Below are 19,322 nucleotides of genomic sequence, written 5' to 3' on the forward strand. Positions count from 1 at the left end.
TTCGGCCCGCCGCCACTCACGGCTGGAGCTCGCTCAGATACATCTCCGCCTTGCGCTTGACGTCGGAGCCTTCCGAGGCCGTCTCGATGACGACCTTGAACATCTCCGCCGCAGCCTTCGGATCCCTGTCCCGCTGGATGTAGGCCCGGAGGAAGAGTTCCTCCGCCTTCTTCTGCAGGTTCTCCAGTCCTTCACGCGCCCGCCCGTCACCCGGGTTGAGGCGCAGCGCCTCGCGGAAGTGCGAGCCGGCCGCGCCCAGGTCGCCCTTCTTCAGCGCGCTCTGCCCCGCCGCCAGCGATGACGACGCGAGCTGTTCATCGATGGTGTTCCCCAACGAGCCCCGGAAGCCAATCTGGCGGTACAGCTCCGCCGCGCGCCGCAGGGGCTTCGCCGCCGCCTCCAGCGAGTTGGCGTCCAGCTTCTTCTGCCCGTCCTCCAGCGCGCGCCGGAACTGGGGAATCAGACGCTTGAGGGCCAGGGCCCGGTCCTTCACGTCCTTGTCCGCCCGGTACTTGTCCGTCACCCGGTCGCACTCCAGGACGGCGCGCTGGTAGTCACCGCCGTTGAAGCGGCGCTCCACGTCGGAGAAGGCCTCGGCGATGAACTCCTTGCGCTTCTCCTTGGCCACCTCCGCCGCGCGGGCGTTGGCGTTGCGGGTGCGGCGCGACGCATCCTGGGCCTCCTTCGCCAGCTCGGCCTCCAGGTCCGTCAGCTTCACCTCGTAGGCCGGCCGGTTCAGCGGGGGCAGCTGTGCGATGAGCGGGCGAATCGTCTCCGGGTCGCGCGAGGCGAAGGACTCCTCCACCTGCTGGAGCCGCCAGGCGATGTCCTTCTCCTCCAGCTCCGTCGCCAGCTTGCGGCGGATGTCATCCGTCTTCGCCGTGCCCTGCGGCGTCGCCTCCAGCTTCGCGCGCGCCTCGTCGAACTGCTTCTCCTCGATGAGGGTGCGGACGGCATCGAGCGAGGTCATCACCTCCAACTGCGTGCGCGCGCCCCGGGCCAGGTTGTCCGCGTCGATGCCCGGCACCAGCTTCTCCGCCTCGCCGACGAGGCGGACGGCGTTGGCGAAGTCATCCGCGCGCACGGACTCGCGCGCCTGCTGCATCAACACCTTCGCCTTCTCCACCTTCGGGTCCGGCGGAGGCGGAGGCGGAGGTCCGGACGGAATCAGCATCAGCCCGACGACCAGCACCACCACCAACGCGCCACCACCGCCGATGAGCGCCTTCTGCTTGCCCGTCAGTCCACCGCTGTTCGACCGCGTCGGCGTGCTGCGGATGGGTGGACGGGGCCGGGGCACGGCCACCCCGCCCTTGGCGCCGGAGTTCTCCTTGAGCGAGTCAGGCAGCTTGTAGTTGGCGTTGGTGGCCTCGTTGAAGCGTGGGTCGTTCGGATCCACCTCGCTGCCACGCGCGGCGGCCTGGTTCTTCCGCTTCTCCTCCGCCTCGCGGGCGGCCGCCTCGCGCTCGCGCTTCTCCTCCGCCTCGCGGGCCTCCGCCTGGGCGCGCAGCTCCTTGATCTGCTCCGATTCGTCCACGAAGCGCAGGCGCGTCTTGCCCATGGAGATTTCGTCTCCATGCTTCAGCAGACACTCGTCCACGCGCTGGTCATTGACCTGGGTGCCACTGACGCTGCCCAGATCCCGCATCACCACGCCGGCCTGGCCGTACACCAGCTCCAGGTGCCGGCGGGACACAGACTGGTCCTCCAGCACGAAGTCGCAGTCCTTGTTGCGGCCCACCACCATGCGCACGCTCTGGAAGCGCTTCTTGCGGCCCTTGTCCGGGCCGTCCAGCACCATCATCTGCACCGGCGGGCCGGCGCGCGTGGCGTCCGCGTTGTCGTCTTCGTCCTCGTCGCGGGAGCGCCGCTCCTCCTCCACGGACTCGATGGAGGCCACGCGCGTCTCACCCGTGCGGGAGCGGCCCGGTGACTCCTCACCATAGAGGTCCGGGTTGGGCGGCCCATCGTCTGGGTAGCCGTCCTCCCCGAATGCGGGGGCGGCGAAGTCCTCGTCCTCGGACGCGGGACTGCGCCGGGAGGGGGACTTCAGGGAGTCTGGGTCCTCACCCGCAGCACCACCGGAACGGCCGGCACCAGAACGGGAAGAGGGAGGAGGACGAGGAGGCATGGGGTGGGTTCCAGTCTCGAAGCGCCCGGCATCTTAGAGCGCCGTCTCCATGGTGGGAATGCGGACAGGCCGCGGATCAGGGAAAGAACAGGGGCCCTTGAGCGTTGCTCCTGGCGGCGCCCCCTCCTATGTAGGCTGTCACATACCCCATCGTCTTCACTGCGGGAGTCCCGAAATATGCCCCGAGCGTCTGCGCCCTCGAAGCGCGCCCCCTCCTTGAAGCTGGCCCCACCAGTGGCCTGGCGGCCCACGCCCGCCGCCCTGCTGCCCCAGCCGCTGGTCGAGCGCCTGCTCGCCGTGGCCATGGAGCGTGGGGGCGACTTCGCGGAGGTGTACGTCGAGCGCACGCTCACCACGGCGGTGCGGCTGGAAGAATCCCGCATCAAGAGCGCGCAGACGGGCCTGGTCCAGGGCGTGGGCGTGCGCGTCATCTCCGGCGGCAAGGTGGGCTACGCCTTCTCCGACGACTGGGATGAGTCCGCGCTGCTGCGCGCGGCCTCCACGGCGGCCATGATTGCCCAGGGCGGCGGCGCCGAGCGCAGCTTCCCCGTGCGCCGCGCCGCGGTCCCCAGCCACTACCACGTCAGCACCCCGCTGATGGACGTGGAGGTGTCGCTGAAGACGGGCCTGCTCATGCGCGCCGACAAGGCCGCCCGCGCCTTCGACGCGCGGGTGAAGCAGGTCAACGGCGGCTACGTGGACCAGACCCGGCGCATCGCCGTGGCCAACACCCACGGGCGCTACACCGAGGACACCCAGGACCTGTGCCGGATTTCGGTGATGGTGGTGGCCCAGGGCAAGGGCGGCGAACAGCGCACCGGCATGTACGGCGGCGGCGGACGCGTGCCCTTCAGCCACTGGGACACCTTCTCCCCGGAGGACGTGGCCCGGGAAGCGGCGCGTCAGGCGGTCGCCACGCTGGGCGCGGTGGACTGCGTGGCCGGCCCGCAGACGGTGGTGCTGGCGCCGGGCTGGAGCGGCATCCTCCTGCACGAGGCGGTGGGCCACGGCCTGGAGGCGGACTTCATCCGCAAGGGTACCTCGCTGTTCGCTGGGAAACTGGGTGAGAAGGTGGCGTCCGACCTGGTCACCATCATCGACGACGGCACCGTGTCCAGCGGGCGCGGCTCCATCAACATCGACGACGAGGGCAACCCCGGAGAGCGCAAGGTCCTCATCGAGAACGGCGTCCTCAAGGGCTACCTCTACGACAGCCTCAACGCGCAGCTCATGGGCCAGCGCAGCACCGGCAGCGGGCGCCGCGAGTCCTTCAAGCACCTGCCCATGCCCCGCATGACGAACACCTTCCTGGCCCCGGGTGACCACGCCCCCGAGGACATCCTCAAGGAGGTGAAGCGCGGCCTGTACTGCGCCACCTTCGGCGGTGGGCAGGTGGACATCACCAACGGCAACTTCGTCTTCGAGGTCAGCGAGGCCTATCAAATCGAGGACGGCAAGCTGGGCCGTCCCGTGAAGAACGCGACGCTCATCGGCGTGGGGCCGGAGGCGCTGAAGAACGTGTCACGCGTGGGCTGCGACCCCATGCCGGACCCGGGCATGGGCGTATGCGGGAAGAATGGCCAGTCCATGCCCGTGGGCGTGGGGCTGCCCACCGTGCGCATCGACAACATCACCGTTGGCGGAACCAAGGTCGCCTGAGAGAGAGCACCAACCATGGACTACCAGCAGCTCGCGAAGAGAATCGTCCAGCGCGCCAAGCGCAAGGGTGCTCGTCAGGCGGAGGCCTTCCTGGAGGTAGGCCGCCAGAGCAAAGTGCGCGTGCACCAGGGGCAGATTGAAGACCTCACCCAGTCCACCAGCAAGGGCGTGGGCGTGCGCGTGGTGCTCAAGGACCGCCTGGGCTTCGCCTATACGTCCGACTTCGAGCCCTCCGCCGTGGACCACATCGTGGACCAGGCACTGAAGCTGGCCGAGTTCTCCGCCCCCAGCAAGCTCAACGGCTTGCCCTCCGGCAAGGACTTGGGCCGCTTCGGGGACACCGGCCTGCTTTTCGACACGAAGGTGGCCGAGCTTCCCGGGGACTGGAAGATCAAGACGGCGCTGGAGGTGGAGAAGGCGGCCCGGGCGGAGGACTCGCGCATCATCGCCTTCAACGGCGTGGGCGCCGGGGACTACGTGTCCGAGGTGTACATGGCCTCCACCGAGGGCGTGACGGGCGCGTACTCCGGCACCTACGTGTACCTGTACGCCGCGCCGGTGGCCTCCGACGGCAACGGGCTCCAGACAGGTTATTGGATGGACTACCGCCGCTTCCTGGATGACCTGGACGGGCCGGAGTCCATCGGCCGGGAAGCCACGCGCCGCGCGGTGCGGATGCTGGGCGCGAAGCGGGTGAAGACGCAGCAGGTGCCCGTGTTGTTCGACCCGCAGGTGGCCGCGTCCTTCGTGTCGGACGTGGCGGGCGCGGCGGACGGCAACGCCGTGTACCAGAAGGCCAGCCTCCTGGCCCCGCTGCTGGGTAAGCGGCTGGCGGGCGCGCACGTCACGCTGGTGGATGACGGCCTCATGCCGCGCGGACTGGCCACCGCGCCCTTCGACGGCGAGGGCGTGCCCACGCGGCGTACCCCCATCATCGAGCAGGGCGTGCTCAAGTCCTTCCTCTACGACGCGTTCACCGCTCGCAAGGCGAAGGCGCGCACCACCGGCAACGCGTCACGCAGCTACAACGGGCTGCCCGCCATCGGCACCAGCAACCTGTACCTGGAGGCGGGCACGAAGTCGCCGGAGGAGCTGCTGCGCGAGGTGGACAGCGGCTTCTATGTCACCGCCCTGCTCGGCCACGGCACCGACCCGGTGACGGGCGAGCTGTCCGCGGGCGCCAACGGCCTGTGGATTGAGAAGGGCGAGCTGACGCACCCCGTGCAGGAGGTGACGGTGGCGGGCAACCTGCTGCAGATGCTCAAGGACCTGGACGGCGTCGGCAGCGACCTCCAGTTCCGCAGCGGCACGGTGGGCGCGCCCACTGTCCGCTTCCGGCAGCTCACCGTTTCAGGCGAGTAGCCCACCCTTCCACGTCCCCCTACCGTGCGCCGGCGGGGGGACGTGTCAGGGCCTCCTCGTAGAACGCTTCAAGCAGCACGAGGAGGGTGCAGCCCATGGCAGCGAAGTCCGCACGCAAGTCCCCCGCCGTGAAGAAGGCGGCCACGCCACGCAATCCCCGCCGCAAGAAGGCGGCGCCGAAGTCCCGGGGCCTGTCCCCCGCGGAGGTGGCCAGCGACTCGGTGGAGTACCCCACGGAGCTGCTGGAGGCGGTGCGCGAGGACGGCGGCGAGGTGCTCGGCGTGTACCGCGACCCGCTGGGCGGCCACCCGGTGGTGTTCTCCGTGCTGCCCATCGACAAGGTGGAGCCCACGCCCTACCAGCGCGACGTGTCCGAGCCCCACGTGAAGCGGCTGGCCAGCGCCATGGAGCGGTTGGACCGCTTCCTGGACCCCGTCATCGCCGTGCGCAAGGACGGCCGGTACTGGACGCCCAACGGAAACCACCGCCTCAACGCCAGCCGCCTTCTGGGCGCCAAGGCCATTGTCGCCCTGGTGCTGCCCGAGGAGGACGTGGCCTACCAGATTCTGGCCCTCAACACGGAGAAGGCCCACAACCTCAAGGAGCGCTCGCTGGAGGTCATCCGCATGTACCGCGGACTGGTGGGCGCGGAGCGCAAAGGGCCGGAGACGGCCTTCGCCCACCTCTTCGAGGAGCCTTCCTTCATCACCCTGGGCGCCGCCTACGAGCAGCGCCCCCGCTTCTCCGCGGGCGCCTACCACCCCTTCGTGAAGGTGGTGGAGGACTTCCTCGACACGCCCCTGGAGGACGCCCTGCCCCTGCGCGAGGCCCGGGCCCGGCGGCTGCTGGAGCTGGACGACGCCGTGGTGTCCGTGGTGGACGCCCTCAAGGCGCGGGGCCTCCAGAGCCCGTACCTCAAGAACTTCGTCGTCGCCCGCATCAACTTCCTGCGCTTCCGCAAGGATGGCGGGAAGCCGGACTTCGACGCCACCGTGGACCGGATGCAGGCCAGCGCCCGGAAGTTCAACGTCGACAAGGTGCGGCGCGAGGACATTGGCCGGATGGGCGGCGGGCCGCTGGAGCCGGACGAGGAATCCGCTTAAGGGAACACGATTTGCAGGAGGTTGCGCCCAACATGACATCCCCCACGGTCCTGGTCGTCGACGACGACCGCGCGAACCTCGACTCGGTCATCCGCATCTTCCAGCGTGAGGGCATGGCCACGCTGGCCGCCGCCAACGGCACGGAGGCGCTGGAGCTGCTGCGCCGGCCGGAGGTCGCCGCCATGGTGACCGACCTGATGATGCCCAACATGGACGGCCAGGAGCTGCTGCGCGCCGCGCGTGCCATCCGCCCGGACGTGGAAGTGGTGCTGATGACGGCCTACGGCACGGTGGAGACGGCCGTGGCGGCCATGAAGGACGGCGCCTACGACTTCATCACCAAGCCCCTCAAGCGCCACGCACTGGTGAAGGCCATCCAGAAGGCGCTGGAGAAGCGAGCGCTGGTGGCGGAGAACCAGTCGCTCAAGGCGAAGCTGGCGGAGATGAACGCAGCGGGTGGGCGCTCCATGGTGGGCCAGTCCCCCGCCTTCCGCGCCATGCTGGACACCATCCGCCAGGCGGCTCCCTCCACCGCCACGGTGCTGCTGCTGGGTGAGTCCGGCACGGGAAAGGAGCTGGCCGCGCGCTCCGTGCACGAGTTCTCCCAACGGGTCCGCGGGCCCTTCGTCGCCGTCAACTGCGGCGCGCTGCCGGAGAACATCCTGGAGGCGGAGCTCTTCGGCGTGGAGCGCGGCGCCTTCACCGGCGCGGTGGCCCGGCGAGAGGGCCGCTTCGAGCGTGCCCACGGTGGCACCCTCTTCCTGGACGAAGTCGGTGAGATGCCACTGCCCGCCCAGGTGAAGCTGCTCCGCGCGCTGGCCGAGGGCGAAATCGAGCGGCTGGGTGGCACGCAGACGGTGAAGGTGGACGTGCGCCTCGTCGCCGCCACCAACAAGGACCTGCAGAAGGAAGTGGCCGAAGGCCGCTTCCGCGAGGACCTCTACTACCGGCTCAACGTGGTGGAGATTCGCGTGCCCGCGCTCGCCTCGCGCCGCGAGGACATTCCCCTGCTGGCGGACGCCTTCCTGCGTCGCTTCGCCGCCAAGAACGGCAAGGTGCTGCGCGGCTTCTCCCAGGAGGCGATGGGCGTGCTGGAGAACTACGCCTGGCCCGGCAACGTGCGCGAACTGGAGCACGCGGTGGAGCGCGCGGTGGTGCTGGCGCGCGGCGAGGTGCTGGAGGCCAGTGACCTGCCTGAATCCGTGCGCAAGGGCCCGCTGGGCTCAGCCGGACAGCTCGTCATTCCCATCGGGACGCCCATGGAGGAAATCGAGCGCCGGGTGATCCACGAGACGCTCCGTCACACCCGCGGAGACAAGACGCTGGCCGCACGGCTGCTGGGCATCGCCGCGCGGACCATCTACCGCAAGCTGGAGCGCGAGCAGTCCACCGGGGACGGCCCCACCGCCGCGCCTCCCGGCCCCGACACCGACGACTGACAGGGCGTCACACGGCCCCCCGCCTGCTTTTGACAATTTGTCTGGCGGGGTTTCGGAAGGCCCGTCACGCGTCAGGGGCGCCTGCTATTCCGGAATAATTCCAAGTGGTTGGCCGTAGGTCCTGTCTTGCCCGCCTGGCCCGCGATGGCACCTGGCTTGCTCAATGAGGGCCCGGCTTTCTCCCGGAAGCGTGATGGAACTCTTCTTTCGAAAATACTTTTGGACGGTGAACCTGGTGTTCATCCTGCTCGTCGGATTGCTGGCGGCGAGCACGGTGAACCTGTTCGTCGAGTCCGCCATCTCCCCGGTTCCCACCGGGGGGTCGTCCGCCCGCGCGCCTTCACAGCCGCGCCGCATCGAGACGGCGATGGCGATGCTCGACCTGGACCGTCTGTCACGGCTGACGGGCATCAAGCTCCCCGAACCCGAGCCCGAGGTTCAGGAGCCCGGCGGCGCTTCAGCGGAGGTGGACCCCAACGCCGCGCCCGTGAAGAGCGGTCTGCGGGTCAAGCTGCTCGGCACGCTGGTGGCGAGCAACCCCGACTGGTCCTTCGCCTCCATCCAGGACATGACGACGCAGCGTTCGCAGACCTACATGGTGGGCAACTCCCTGCAGGGAGCCACCGTGGAGAACATCGAGCGCGAGCGCGTCATCATCATCAACGGTGGCCGCCGCGAGTACATCGACGGCAATCCGGGTGACGGCGCCTTCGTGCCGCCCTCGCCCCCGGTGGCCCAGGCCAACACCGCGCCGCCCAGCGACGGCAGCGGCATCCGCGCCACCAGCGAGAACGAGTACGAAGTCCCTCGCGCGGAAATCGACAAGACGCTCAACAACCTCAACAACGTCGCCATGCAGGCGCGCATCGTGCCCGCGTTCAAGGACGGTCAGGCGGTGGGCTTCAAGCTCTTCTCCATCCGTCCGGACTCCATCTACTCCAAGATTGGCGTCCAGAATGGCGACGTCATCCGTCGCATCAACGGATTCGACCTCAACAGCCCGGAAAAAGCGCTGGAGGTCTATTCGAAGATGAAGGACGCAGCCCGCATCGAGATCGAGATCGAGCGCAACGGTGCGCCGATCCGCAAGTCGTACAACGTCCGTTAATCACCTCCGCAGCGCCCGCTCCTCCATGAAGACGCTCCCGTCCTGGATGCTCTGCCTGTGCCTCGCGCTCGCCGTTCCCGCGCAGGCCCAGCGCCGCTCACCGCCCACTGGTTCCGCCGGAGAGCGGACGATTTCCCCGCAAGGCACTGGCGCTACCGGCGCTGGTGACGCCAACGCGGGTCCCCGCCGCACGCCGACGTGCGAGGAGGCCCGCCGCAATGCCCGTTACGGCATCTACTTCGACAAGGTGGAGATCGAGAAGCTGGTCCAGACGGTCGCGGACGCCACCTGCCGCACCTTCATCCTGCCGGAGAACGTGCGCGGGAAGATCTCCATCATCGGCCCGGAGAATGGCCGGGTGGAGGTCAACGCGGACGCCTTCTACTCCGCCTTCCTCGCCTCGCTCGACGCCAACGGGCTCGCCGTCTATCAGTACGGCCGGTTCATGAAGATCGTCGACAAGCGCTCGGCGAAGCAGAACCCCATCCCGACCATCGTCGAGGACGGTGAGCCGTACACCACCAACGAGCAGATGGTGACCAAGCTGTTCCGCGTGCAGAACGTGGAAGTGGAGCCGCTGCGCGGCGTGCTCCAGCAGCTGGTGTCCAAGGACGGCGACACGATTCCGTACCCGCCCGACACCATCATCATCAACGACGTGGGCTCCAACATCCACCGCCTGGAGCGCATCATCCACCAGTTGGACACGCGCGCCGCCAGCGATGAGATGCGCATCATCCAGGTGCAGTACGCCTCCGCGCAGGACGTGGCCAACACGGTGCAGCGCCTCTTCGAGGCCAAGGGCGCCCGCCCCGGCCAGCCCGCCGCCACCGGGCGCAATGTGCCCCCCGCCGCGACGCAGGCCACGCCCCAGGCCGGCCAGGGCCAGGAGGGTGCCACCGGCGGTCCGGTGACGCTGTCGCAGATCATCCCGGACGAGCGCACCAACAAGCTCATCATCGTCGCCAGCCCCGCGGCCTTCGAGCGCATCCAGGACATCGTCGGGCAGATTGACATCCCCACCAGCGGCGGCGGACGCATCAACGTCTACTACCTGGAGAACGCCAACGCGGAGGAGCTGGCCAGCACGCTCCAGTCGCTGGCCCAGGGCACCGGCAACGCGCCCCGCGGCCGCACCCCGGTGCCGGCCCGTCCGCCGGGCGCCCCTGGCGGCCCCACCACGACGCAGGCGGCGGAGCTGTTCAGCGGCGAGGTGAAGATTTCGGCTGACAAGGGCAGCAACTCGCTGGTCATCGTCGCCAGCTCGGCGGACTACAAGAACATCGTCCAGGTCATCCAGCAGCTCGACAAGCCGCGCCGCCAGGTGTTCGTGGAGGCCGTCATCATGGAGGTCAACCTGGACCGCAACGCGCGGCTCGGCATGAACCTCCACAGCGGCTTCAGCCTGAGCACGTCGAGCGGCGATCAGGTGCCCGGCCTCATCGGCACCAACACCTCCGGCCAGGGCCTGCCGCCGTCCCTGTCGCTCACCAGCCTGGCGTCCTACGGCGGCTTCCTCGCCGGCATCCAGGGCCCCGTCATCCCCGCGCTGGAGAAGCTGGGCATCCCGGCCTTTGGCGTGGTGCTGCACGCCATGCAGCAGAGCTCGGACGTGAACGTGCTCTCCACGCCGCACATCCTCACCAGCGACAACGAGGAGGCGGAAATCACGGTGGGCCAGAACGTGCCCTTCCAGTCCGGCTTCAACCCGACCTCGCTGGGCTCGCTCGGGGCCGGCGTGGGCGCCGGCGGCGTCGCGGGAGGACTGGGCGGCGGCCTGCTGGGCGGCCTGGGTGGCCTGGGTTCGCTCTACGCCCCCATCACCCGTCAGAACGTGGAGTTGAAGCTGACGGTGAAGCCGCAGATCAACGAGAGCGACTACATCCGCCTGGTCATCAACCAGCAGACGGAGGAGATCGCCTCCACCGACCCGGTGCTCGGCCCCACCACGTCCCGCCGCAGCGCGAAGACGACGGTCATCGCGCGGGACCAGGAGACGCTGGTGATTGGCGGCATCATGCAGGACCGCACGCTGGAGAGCGTGTCCAAGGTGCCGCTGCTGGGTGACATCCCGCTGCTGGGCCACCTGTTCCGCGACACCACGCGCCGCAAGACGAAGACGAACCTGCTCCTCTTCCTGACGCCCTACATCATCCGGGGGCCAGAGGACTTCCGCGTCATCTTCGAGCGCAAGATGAAGGAGCGGCAGCAGTTCGTGGAGCAGTTCTACGGCCAGGTGCCCGGCTACGACGTGGCGGTGGACTTCAGCCGCAAGCCCGGTCCGCTGTCGCGCATGGGCCAGAAGGTGACGCAGGAGGAGCAGCGCGCGGAGAACGGCGGTCCGGGCCTGTCCGGCGAGCGCGTCATCACCCCGGCCCCTCCCCCGGCCAGCAGCCCGGGAGCCGTGCCCTCCACGCAGCGGCAGGCGCCCGCCTCCCCGGAGGATGAAGGTGGACCGGCGGTGCGGGAAGGCATGCCGCCTCCGGATGGTTCGGAAGAACCAGTGCCCGCGCCCGCCCCGCAGAACTTCGAACAGCCCCCGCCCGAGGCCATCCAGGTCCCCGAGGCAGGAGACGCCGAACGCCTGCGCATCCAGCACATCGAGCCGGGGCCGAGGGAGTAGACGCCATGAACCTGACCGCCGACCCCGCCCTCACCAGCGCCGCCACCGGCGGCACGGTTTCCCCGCGCAACGACGCCACGCAGCTCGTGGCACACGGGCAGGCCTACCTGTGTGGCCGCCCGCTGGGGGAAATCCTGCGCGCCATCGTCCCCTCGCTCACCGAGGAGAAGCTCCAGGAGGCGCTCGCCATCCAGGACGAGAAGGGTCAGCGCATTGGCGAGGCCCTCGTGGGGATGAAGGCGGTCTCCGAGGAGGACGTGGCCAAGGCCCTGGGGCACCAGTTGGACCTGCCCTACCTGGCGCGCATCTTCGCCGAAGAGGTGGACGCGGAGCTCGTCAAGCGCATCCCCATCAACTTCGCCAAGCAGTCGCGCATCCTCCCGCTGTCCCTGGAGGGTGACACGGTGGCGGTGGCGGTGGCGGACCCGCTGGACACCGCCGCGCTGGACCACGTGCGCGTGCTGCTGGGCCAGAGCGTCAGCCAGCGCATCGCGCTGGGCTCCACCATCACCGACGCCATCAACAGCGTCTACGACCGCTCCGTCAACGAGACGGAACAGCTCGTGGACGAGATGGAAACGCAGGACCTGGACGCCATCGCCCACGAGCTGGACGAGCCCAAGGACCTGCTCGACGAGGACGACGAGGCGCCCGTCATCCGGCTGGTGAACTCCGTGCTGTTCCGCGCCGCCAAGGAGCGCGCAAGCGATATCCACATCGAGCCGATGGAGCGCGAGCTGCTGGTGCGCTTCCGCGTGGACGGTGTGCTGCAGGAGGTCATCAAGCCGCCCAAGCGCTACCAGAACGCCATCGTCAGCCGCGTGAAGGTCATGGGGCAGCTCAACATCGCGGAGAAGCGCCTGCCGCAGGACGGCCGCATCCGCATCAAGCTGGCCGGCCGCGACATCGACATCCGTCTGTCCACCATTCCCACGTCCTTCGGCGAGCGCATCGTCATGCGTCTGCTGGACAAGACGGCGACGCTGCTGGACCTGGCGGAAATCGGCATGAGCCAGAAGACGCTCGAGTCGATGGAAGCCGTCATCAAGCGCTCGCACGGCATCATCCTGGTGACGGGCCCCACGGGCTCCGGCAAGACGACGACGCTCTACGGCGCCCTGTCGAAAATCAATACGCCCGACCTCAACATCCTCACCGTCGAGGACCCGGTCGAATACCAGCTCAAGGGCATTGGCCAGATGGCCATCAGCCCGAAGATTGGGCTGACCTTCGCCCAGGGGCTGCGCTCCTTCCTCCGCCAGGACCCGGACGTCATCATGGTCGGCGAGATTCGCGACAAGGAGACGGCGGAGATCGCCATCCAGGCCTCGCTGACGGGCCACCTGGTGCTGTCCACCGTCCACACCAACGACGCCGCCGGCGCCGTGACACGTCTGGTGGACATGGGCGTGGAGCCCTTCCTCGTGGCGTCCTCGCTCACCGGCATCCTGGCCCAGCGATTGGTGCGCCGCGTGTGCCCGGACTGCCGCGTGCCCTACGAGCCCACCGACGCGGAGCTCAAGGAGCTGGGCCACTCGGTGGCCTCCTTCAAGCAGCGCTACGGCGTGGACCGCATCTACAAGGCCGCCGGTTGCCCCTCCTGCAACCGCAACGGCTACCGCGGGCGAACCGGCATCTACGAGTTCCTCCCCGTGGATGACGACGTGCGCCAGCTCGTGCTGAAGAACGTGGACGCCTCCACCATCAAGCGGTCCGCCACGTCCAAGGGCATGACGACGCTGCTGGATGACGGCGCGCGGAAGATTGCCCTGGGCGAGACGACCATCGCCGAGGTGCTCAGCATCACCCAGGAGGACATGTAGCCGACAGCTCCTCCCTGGGAGGGGCCGGGGTTCCTGAACCATGCCGGTCTTCGAGTACAGAGGTCTCAATTCCGCGGGCAAGCAGATCAAGGGCCTGCTCGAGGCGGACTCCCCCAAGACGCTGCGGTCCAAGCTGCGCGCCGACGGCATCTTCCTCACGGATGTGCTGGCCCAGGCCGAAGGCAGCCGCGCCGCCGTGGCCAAGGGCACCAACGCGGCGCTGGTGGCGCGCGACATCGACCTGCGCAAGCTGGGCCGGGGCCGCGTCAACACCGACGACGTGGCCATCTTCACCCGGCAGCTCTCCACGCTGCTGGGTGCGGGCGTCACGCTGGTGGAGTCGCTCAGCGCGCTGGTGGACCAGGTGGAGAAGGAGCGCTTCAAGCGCGCCCTCTCCGACATCAAGCAGCGCGTCAACGAAGGCTCGTCCCTGGCGGAAGCCATGGGGCAGCACCCGAAAATCTTCCCCAGCATCTACGTGAACATGGTGCGCGCGGGTGAGGCCTCCGGCGCGCTGGATGCGGTGCTCACGCGCCTGGCGGACTTCACGGAGAACCAGGCCCGGCTGCAGCAGAAGATTCTCAGCACCATGCTCTACCCCGCCATCATGATGGTGGTGGGCGGCGGCATCCTCGTGGCCCTCATGGTCTTCGTGGTGCCGAAGGTGACGAAAATTTTCGAGACGATGAAGGCCACGCTGCCCCTGAGCACGCGCTTCCTCATCGCCTCCAGCAACTTCTTCCAGAGCTGGTGGTTCATCCTGCTGCCAGCCATGGCGCTGTGCGTGGTCCTCTTCATGCGCTGGACGAAGAGCCCCTCGGGAAAGCCCAAGTGGGACCGCTTCACGCTCAAGGCCCCCGTGGTGGGCAACCTGGTGCGCCTGCTGTCCATCTCCCGCTTCGCCCGCACGTTGTCCACGCTGCTCAAGAGCGGCGTCCCGCTGCTGGCGGCCATGGACATCGTCAAGGCCATCATGACCAACACCGTCCTGGCGGAGGTCGTCGAGAAGGCCCGCGACTCCATCCGCGAGGGCGAAAGCATCGCCAACCCGCTGAAGCGCTCCGGGGAATTCCCTCCGCTGGTGTACCACATGGTCGCCATCGGGGAGCGCTCCGGCCAGTTGGAGGAGATGCTCACCAGCGTGGCGGACAACTACGAGACGCAGGTGAACGTGCGCATCAGCGCCCTCACCTCGCTGCTGGAGCCCCTCCTCATCGTCGTGATGGGCGCGGTGATTGCATTCGTCGCGCTTTCCATCCTGATGCCGATTCTGCAGGTGAACTCGGCCATCCGGTGAGGTGTGGCGGAATGATGAACGACATGGCGGACCGTTGGATTCAACGCGTCACCCTGGCGGCAATGGTCGCCATGGCGGCGGCGCTGCTGACCGTGGGGGCCCGGTTGTACGGTCCCCAGCAACCGCGCCCGCCCGCCGGGGCGGCGGACAGCGTCCGGACGCCCTGACAAGAAGACACGACGACACAAGGGTGGCCTGCCAGAAAGTCACCCGGGATGGAGAGCACACATGCGCCAGAGCCAGAAGCAGCAGAGGAAGCAGCGCCGCAACCGCGGCATGACGCTCATCGAAATCATGGTGGTCATCACCATCCTCGGTCTCATCGCCGCGGCGGTGGGCGTGGCCGTCATCCCGCAGTTGGAGGCCGCGCGCAGAGATCGCGCCGCGCTGGACATCAAGAACATCCAGGGCGCGATGAAGCTCTACTACACGAAGAAGGGGAAGTACCCGGACACGGCCTCCGGCCTGCAAGCGCTGGTGGAGGCGCAGGCGCTCGAGCAGATGCCCAAGGACCCCTGGAACAACGACTACGTCTACATCAACGAGGGCGGAAAGCCGGTCATCATCTCCTATGGCGCGGACGGCGCCTCGGGCGGTGAGGGCAACGACGCGGACATCTCCTCTGCGGACGCGGCGGCCTCCGCCAAGAAGTGACGAACAAGTCGCGCGCGACACACGTTGACAGGGCTTGGGCATGAAAGAGCACGACGCCATTCCATCCCCGACGCCCTCGCACGAGGGGCCGGACCGCCGCCGGAGGCTGGGGCGGTTCCTCCTCGCGTTCGTCTTCGTGGCGGCCACGGGGCTTGCCTTCACGCTGGTCTACGTGACGGAGGACCGGACGCTGGACGCCAACCAGCGCCGGGCGCGCACGGACATCCGCCAGCTGGAGGGCATGTTCAAGTCCCACCACCGGCTGATGGGCCGCTTCCCCTCCCAGGCAGAGGGCTTCACGCCGCTCATCCAGGCCCGGCTCCTGGACCGCGTGCCGGAGGACCCCTGGGGCCATCCGTACGTGTACTGGATGGACGGCTCCACGGGCGCCGTCGTCTCCTATGGCGCGGACGGCAAGCCGGGCGGCACGGGGCCTGACGCGGACCTGAGCAGTGGCGGTGTGCTGGCCGCCGGTTGGGCGGAGCCATGACGAAGCGGAGCCACCGCGCCCAGCGCGGCCTGACGCTCATCGAAATCTCCATCGCCATCATCATCGTCGCGATGCTGTTCTCCGCGGCGGTGATGGGCATCGGCTCCATCACCGGCGCCAAGGCCAAGGGCAGCGCGGGCGAGCTGGCGGGCCTCATCCGCTCGCTCTACGACTCGGCGGCGCTGCGCGGGCAGACGTGCCGGCTGGTCTTCGAGATTCCCGACCCCAAGAGCGAGCAGGCCACGCGCTATCACGCCGAATGCGCGGAGGGCGCCGTCACCACCGCGAGAGACCGCGACGAGACGCTGCGCGCGGAGAACAGCGAGCGCGAGCGCGCCGCGCGCAACCGGGGCAGCGGCAGCGGCAGCGGCCGTGACGAGCGGCGCAACTACCTGTCGGGCGGTAGCGGGACGAACGCCCCCAGCGCGCAGGAGCTGCTGGAGGGAGAGAAGCTGCGCGTGGAGAACGCGGCCCGCTTCTCCTCCTACACATCCGAGGAGGTCCCCGCGCGTGAGCTGCCGGCGGACGTCAAGGTCTCCGTGTGGACGCGCAACCAGCGTCAGCCGGTGGAGAACGGCGTGGCGTACCTCTACTTCTTCCCGCAGGGCTACACGGAGAAGGCCTACGTCTACGTGCAGCAGGGAGACAACGTCTGGACGCTGGACGTGTCGCCGCTCACCGGCAAGGTGCAGATTGTCGCCGAGGCGCTGGAGGTGCCGCGATGAAGCGCGCCCAGGGTTTCACGCTGCTGGAAGTGGTGGTGGCGCTCGCCATCCTCGGACTGGCGCTGATGGCCATCTTCGACCTCAACGCGGGCGCGGTGTCCAACCACGTCTACACCAAGCGCCTCACCGTGGCGTCGCTGCTGGCCCGGTCGAAGATGACGGACCTGGAGCAGGACCTCTACGACGACGGCTTCAGCCTGGACGACCAGGAGGAGTCCGGGGACTTCTCCGATGAAGGCTGGAACCAGTTCAAGTGGCGCGCGCGCATCATCGCGCCCAAGACGGACGGCGTGACGCCGGACCAGCTCATTGGCGCCATCTTCAACCTGCCCATTGGCGACAATGCCAGCGGTGATGACCCGCTGTCCGGGCTGGCGGGCCTCTTCGGAGGCGGCGCGGGCGGCAAGGACGGCGCGTCCTCCGGCGGCCCCCAGGCCGCGGGCCTGAGCGGCATGGGCGGCGCGGCCATGGGCATGGCCCAGCCCATGTTCACGCAGATGGTGGAGCAAATCACCCAGACGGTCCGCGAGGTGCACCTCACCGTCTACTGGCAGGAAGGCACGCAGGTGGAGAGCATCGACCTGGTGACGCACATCGTGTCGCTCGGGCCGGGCTCGGACCGCAACGGCGGCGCCGCCGCGGCCCAGGGCGGAGGCTCCGACAACCAGTGGGTGACGCAGGACGGGCGGCCCGTGGCCAACCCCATCCCCGGCCCCAACGGCGTCATGCTGGATCCGGCGACACGCCAGCCCCTGCGCCGCATGTCCGACGCGCAGCAGGACCTGGGCGGCCGCCGGGGGAACATGGGCGGCGGCAGCCTGCTGGGCAACCCGAGGCTTCCGGGCGGCTTCCGAGGGGCACAATGATGCGGCGTCACACGCGAGGCTTCACGCTGATGGAGGTCATGGTGGCCGTCGCCATCACCGCCCTCATGGGCACGGTGGTGGCCATGGCCTTCCAGACGGGCCTGACAGCCAAGGAGACGGTGGAGGTGGACGCGGACCGCTACCGGCAGGTCCGCGTGGCCATGAACCGCATGGCGCGTGAGATTGGCTCCGCCTACGTCAGCGACCGCTACGACTCCACCCGCTTCCGGGACCAGAACGACCGGCCCAGCAACTTCGTGGGGGAGCGCGGCAAGCTGCTGTTCACCACCTTCTCGCACCAGCGCCTCTATACGGACGTGAAGGAGTCCGACCAGGCCATCGTCGAGTACTTCGTGGAGGCGTCGGAGGACCGGGAGGCCCGCGGCCGGCAGGACCTCAAGCGGCGCGTCAACGCGAACATCGACGAGCGCATGGAGCAGGGCGGCCACGTGGACGTGCTCTTCGAAGGCGTGAAGGAGCTGGAGTTCGCCTACTGGGATTCGGAGAAGAAGGAGTGGGATGACGAGTGGGACACGCGGCGGACCGAGCGCAAGTCCATCCTGCCCACCCGGGTGCGCGTGACGCTGACGGCGGTGGACGAAACGGGCAAGGAAGCCCGTTACGTCACCCAGGCCCGAATCATGCTGAACACGGAGCTGCCGAGGTACTGAGCCATGCCCCTGCCCTTCTTCCAGCAGACGCCCCGGCGGCGACGCAAGCCCCTGCCCCGCCCGGCGCGGCGGGAGCGGCGCTCGCGCGGCGTGGCGCTCATCATCGCCATTGTCTCCATCGCCCTCCTGACGGTGATTGCCACCGACTTCGCCTACAACAGCCGGGTGGACCTGCAGCTGGCGGCCAACCAGCGGGACGAAGTGCGCGCCTACTACATGGCGCGCTCGGGCATCGCGCTGTCGCGGCTGCTGCTGCGCTTCCAGAAGCAGGTGGACCAGACGCCCATCCCCAACCCGGCGGCCATCCTGGGGCAGTTGGGCATCGGCGGCACGCCGCAGGCCGGGCAGGTGCAGCCCTCCTCGCTCAACATCCAGCTCTTCAAGATGGCGCGCGTGGACTGTCACATGCTCCGCGGGCTGGTGAAGAGCGACGGCGCGGGTGGAGAGGTCTCCGCGCTGGAGCCCAAGCAGGACGACAACTTCAAGCTGGATGAAGAGGACGCGGACCCGGCGGCGCGCGAGGTCGCCTCGCAGATGACCATGCGCTCCTTCGGCGGCTTCGAAGGCTGCTTCCTGGCCACCATCACCGACGAGGAAGAGAAGCTCAACGTGCACCGCCTCATCGCGGGCGCGGGTGACGCACGGCCCACCGCGCTGCGGCTCATGGACATGATGGCGGACCCGCGCTTCGAGTTCCTCTGGGAGCGGGACGACGCCAACAAGGTGCGCAGCACGCCCCAGGACGTCCTCCTGGCGCTCAAGGACTGGGCGGACGACGACCGGACAGGCTCGGCGTTCAACCCGGTGGACCCGGTGAATCCGCTGCCGGGTGGGTTCTCGGATGAAGGCGCGGCCTACAGCCGTTATGAACCCGGCTATCAGCCCAAGAACGCGCGCTTCGACAGCGTGGACGAGCTGTACCGGGTCCACGGCGTCAACGATCAGTTCATGGCGGCGTTCCGCGACCGCCTCACCGTCTATCCGGACATCAACCGCCGGCCCAACATCAACACCGACGACCCGGTGATGATGGGGCTGGCCATCATGTCGGTGGCGGACCAGACGCGGCCGGACCCGCGCCTGAGGGACCCGGTGTTCCTCAACGAGCTCATCGAACGCGTGCGCGCCGCGCGCATGTTCAGCTTCTTCGGGATGTCCGTGCAGGACTTCGTCGCGGTGGTGGAAGCCGCGGGCATCCTGGTCGACCCGGCCGTGAAGTCCAACGTCGCGGGCAACCGGCTCGTGGGCGACAAGAGTCAGACCTTCACCATCAAATCTGTGGGAGAAGCGGGCAGCGTGCAGAAGACGCTGACCGCCGTCATCCGGCTCGACGACACTCTGGGCCGGCTCCTGTACTGGAGAGAGGAATAG

The 19,322-nt window shown here is 68.6% G+C and carries 16 protein-coding genes; 15 read left to right on the forward strand and 1 reads right to left on the reverse strand.

Annotation, left to right across the window (positions count from 1 at the left end):
• Positions 1 to 16: 16 nt before the first annotated feature.
• Positions 17 to 2,131 carry an FHA domain-containing protein gene (locus FL344_RS20535; protein WP_141619724.1) on the reverse strand — a complete coding sequence of 705 codons (2,115 nt, stop codon included), beginning with the start codon at positions 2,129 to 2,131 and terminating at the stop codon, positions 17 to 19.
• 177 nt (positions 2,132 to 2,308) lie between these two features.
• On the opposite strand from FL344_RS20535, the gene FL344_RS20540 reads away from it, so the two are divergent.
• The 15 genes from FL344_RS20540 (at position 2,309) to FL344_RS20605 (ending at position 19,322) form a co-directional block, all read left to right on the forward strand.
• The gene (locus tag FL344_RS20540) at positions 2,309 to 3,790 is read left to right on the forward strand and encodes a TldD/PmbA family protein (RefSeq protein WP_141619725.1); all 1,482 of its coding nucleotides are present in this window, start codon (positions 2,309 to 2,311) and stop codon (positions 3,788 to 3,790) included.
• Between the two features lie 15 nt (positions 3,791 to 3,805).
• Complete coding sequence (locus FL344_RS20545; protein ID WP_141589596.1) at positions 3,806 to 5,152, forward strand: TldD/PmbA family protein; 1,347 nt, start codon at positions 3,806 to 3,808, stop codon at positions 5,150 to 5,152.
• A gap of 95 nt (positions 5,153 to 5,247) precedes the next feature.
• On the forward strand, positions 5,248 to 6,255 hold the full coding sequence (locus tag FL344_RS20550) for a ParB N-terminal domain-containing protein (RefSeq protein ID WP_141619726.1): 1,008 nt from the start codon (positions 5,248 to 5,250) through the stop codon (positions 6,253 to 6,255).
• A gap of 32 nt (positions 6,256 to 6,287) precedes the next feature.
• A complete protein-coding gene (locus FL344_RS20555; RefSeq protein ID WP_090489930.1) occupies positions 6,288 to 7,694 on the forward strand; it encodes a sigma-54 dependent transcriptional regulator in 1,407 nt (468 codons plus the stop codon).
• A 193-nt stretch (positions 7,695 to 7,887) separates the two neighbouring features.
• Positions 7,888 to 8,802 carry a type II secretion system protein GspC gene (gene gspC, locus FL344_RS20560; protein WP_026113979.1) on the forward strand — a complete coding sequence of 305 codons (915 nt, stop codon included), beginning with the start codon at positions 7,888 to 7,890 and terminating at the stop codon, positions 8,800 to 8,802.
• A gap of 25 nt (positions 8,803 to 8,827) precedes the next feature.
• On the forward strand, positions 8,828 to 11,425 hold the full coding sequence (gspD, locus tag FL344_RS20565) for a type II secretion system secretin GspD (protein ID WP_141589599.1): 2,598 nt from the start codon (positions 8,828 to 8,830) through the stop codon (positions 11,423 to 11,425).
• Between the two features lie 5 nt (positions 11,426 to 11,430).
• Complete coding sequence (gspE, locus tag FL344_RS20570; RefSeq protein ID WP_141589600.1) at positions 11,431 to 13,248, forward strand: type II secretion system ATPase GspE; 1,818 nt, start codon at positions 11,431 to 11,433, stop codon at positions 13,246 to 13,248.
• 40 nt (positions 13,249 to 13,288) lie between these two features.
• The gene (gene gspF / locus FL344_RS20575) at positions 13,289 to 14,545 is read left to right on the forward strand and encodes a type II secretion system inner membrane protein GspF (RefSeq protein WP_141589601.1); all 1,257 of its coding nucleotides are present in this window, start codon (positions 13,289 to 13,291) and stop codon (positions 14,543 to 14,545) included.
• Between the two features lie 11 nt (positions 14,546 to 14,556).
• On the forward strand, positions 14,557 to 14,712 hold the full coding sequence (locus FL344_RS38570; protein ID WP_162295072.1) for a hypothetical protein: 156 nt from the start codon (positions 14,557 to 14,559) through the stop codon (positions 14,710 to 14,712).
• Positions 14,713 to 14,773: 61 nt separating this feature from the next.
• Positions 14,774 to 15,199 (forward strand): type II secretion system major pseudopilin GspG, encoded by a 426-nt coding sequence (gene gspG / locus FL344_RS20580; protein WP_090489382.1) that lies wholly within the window; start codon positions 14,774 to 14,776, stop codon positions 15,197 to 15,199.
• A 40-nt stretch (positions 15,200 to 15,239) separates the two neighbouring features.
• Positions 15,240 to 15,689, forward strand: coding sequence for a type II secretion system protein GspG (locus FL344_RS20585; RefSeq protein ID WP_194863182.1), 450 nt, complete (start codon positions 15,240 to 15,242; stop codon positions 15,687 to 15,689).
• On the forward strand, positions 15,686 to 16,414 hold the full coding sequence (locus tag FL344_RS20590; protein WP_194863183.1) for a prepilin-type N-terminal cleavage/methylation domain-containing protein: 729 nt from the start codon (positions 15,686 to 15,688) through the stop codon (positions 16,412 to 16,414). The genes FL344_RS20585 and FL344_RS20590 overlap by 4 nt, the downstream gene beginning before the upstream one ends.
• Positions 16,411 to 17,280 (forward strand): prepilin-type N-terminal cleavage/methylation domain-containing protein, encoded by an 870-nt coding sequence (locus tag FL344_RS20595; RefSeq protein WP_141619729.1) that lies wholly within the window; start codon positions 16,411 to 16,413, stop codon positions 17,278 to 17,280. Before FL344_RS20590 ends, FL344_RS20595 begins: the two co-directional genes overlap by 4 nt.
• On the forward strand, positions 17,280 to 17,951 hold the full coding sequence (locus tag FL344_RS20600) for a type II secretion system protein GspJ (protein WP_090489931.1): 672 nt from the start codon (positions 17,280 to 17,282) through the stop codon (positions 17,949 to 17,951). Before FL344_RS20595 ends, FL344_RS20600 begins: the two co-directional genes overlap by 1 nt.
• Before the next feature lie 3 nt (positions 17,952 to 17,954).
• On the forward strand, positions 17,955 to 19,322 hold the full coding sequence (locus FL344_RS20605; protein WP_141589604.1) for a general secretion pathway protein GspK: 1,368 nt from the start codon (positions 17,955 to 17,957) through the stop codon (positions 19,320 to 19,322).

The organism is Myxococcus sp. AB036A (genome assembly GCF_006547355.1).
GTDB classification, from domain to species: domain Bacteria; phylum Myxococcota; class Myxococcia; order Myxococcales; family Myxococcaceae; genus Myxococcus; species Myxococcus virescens.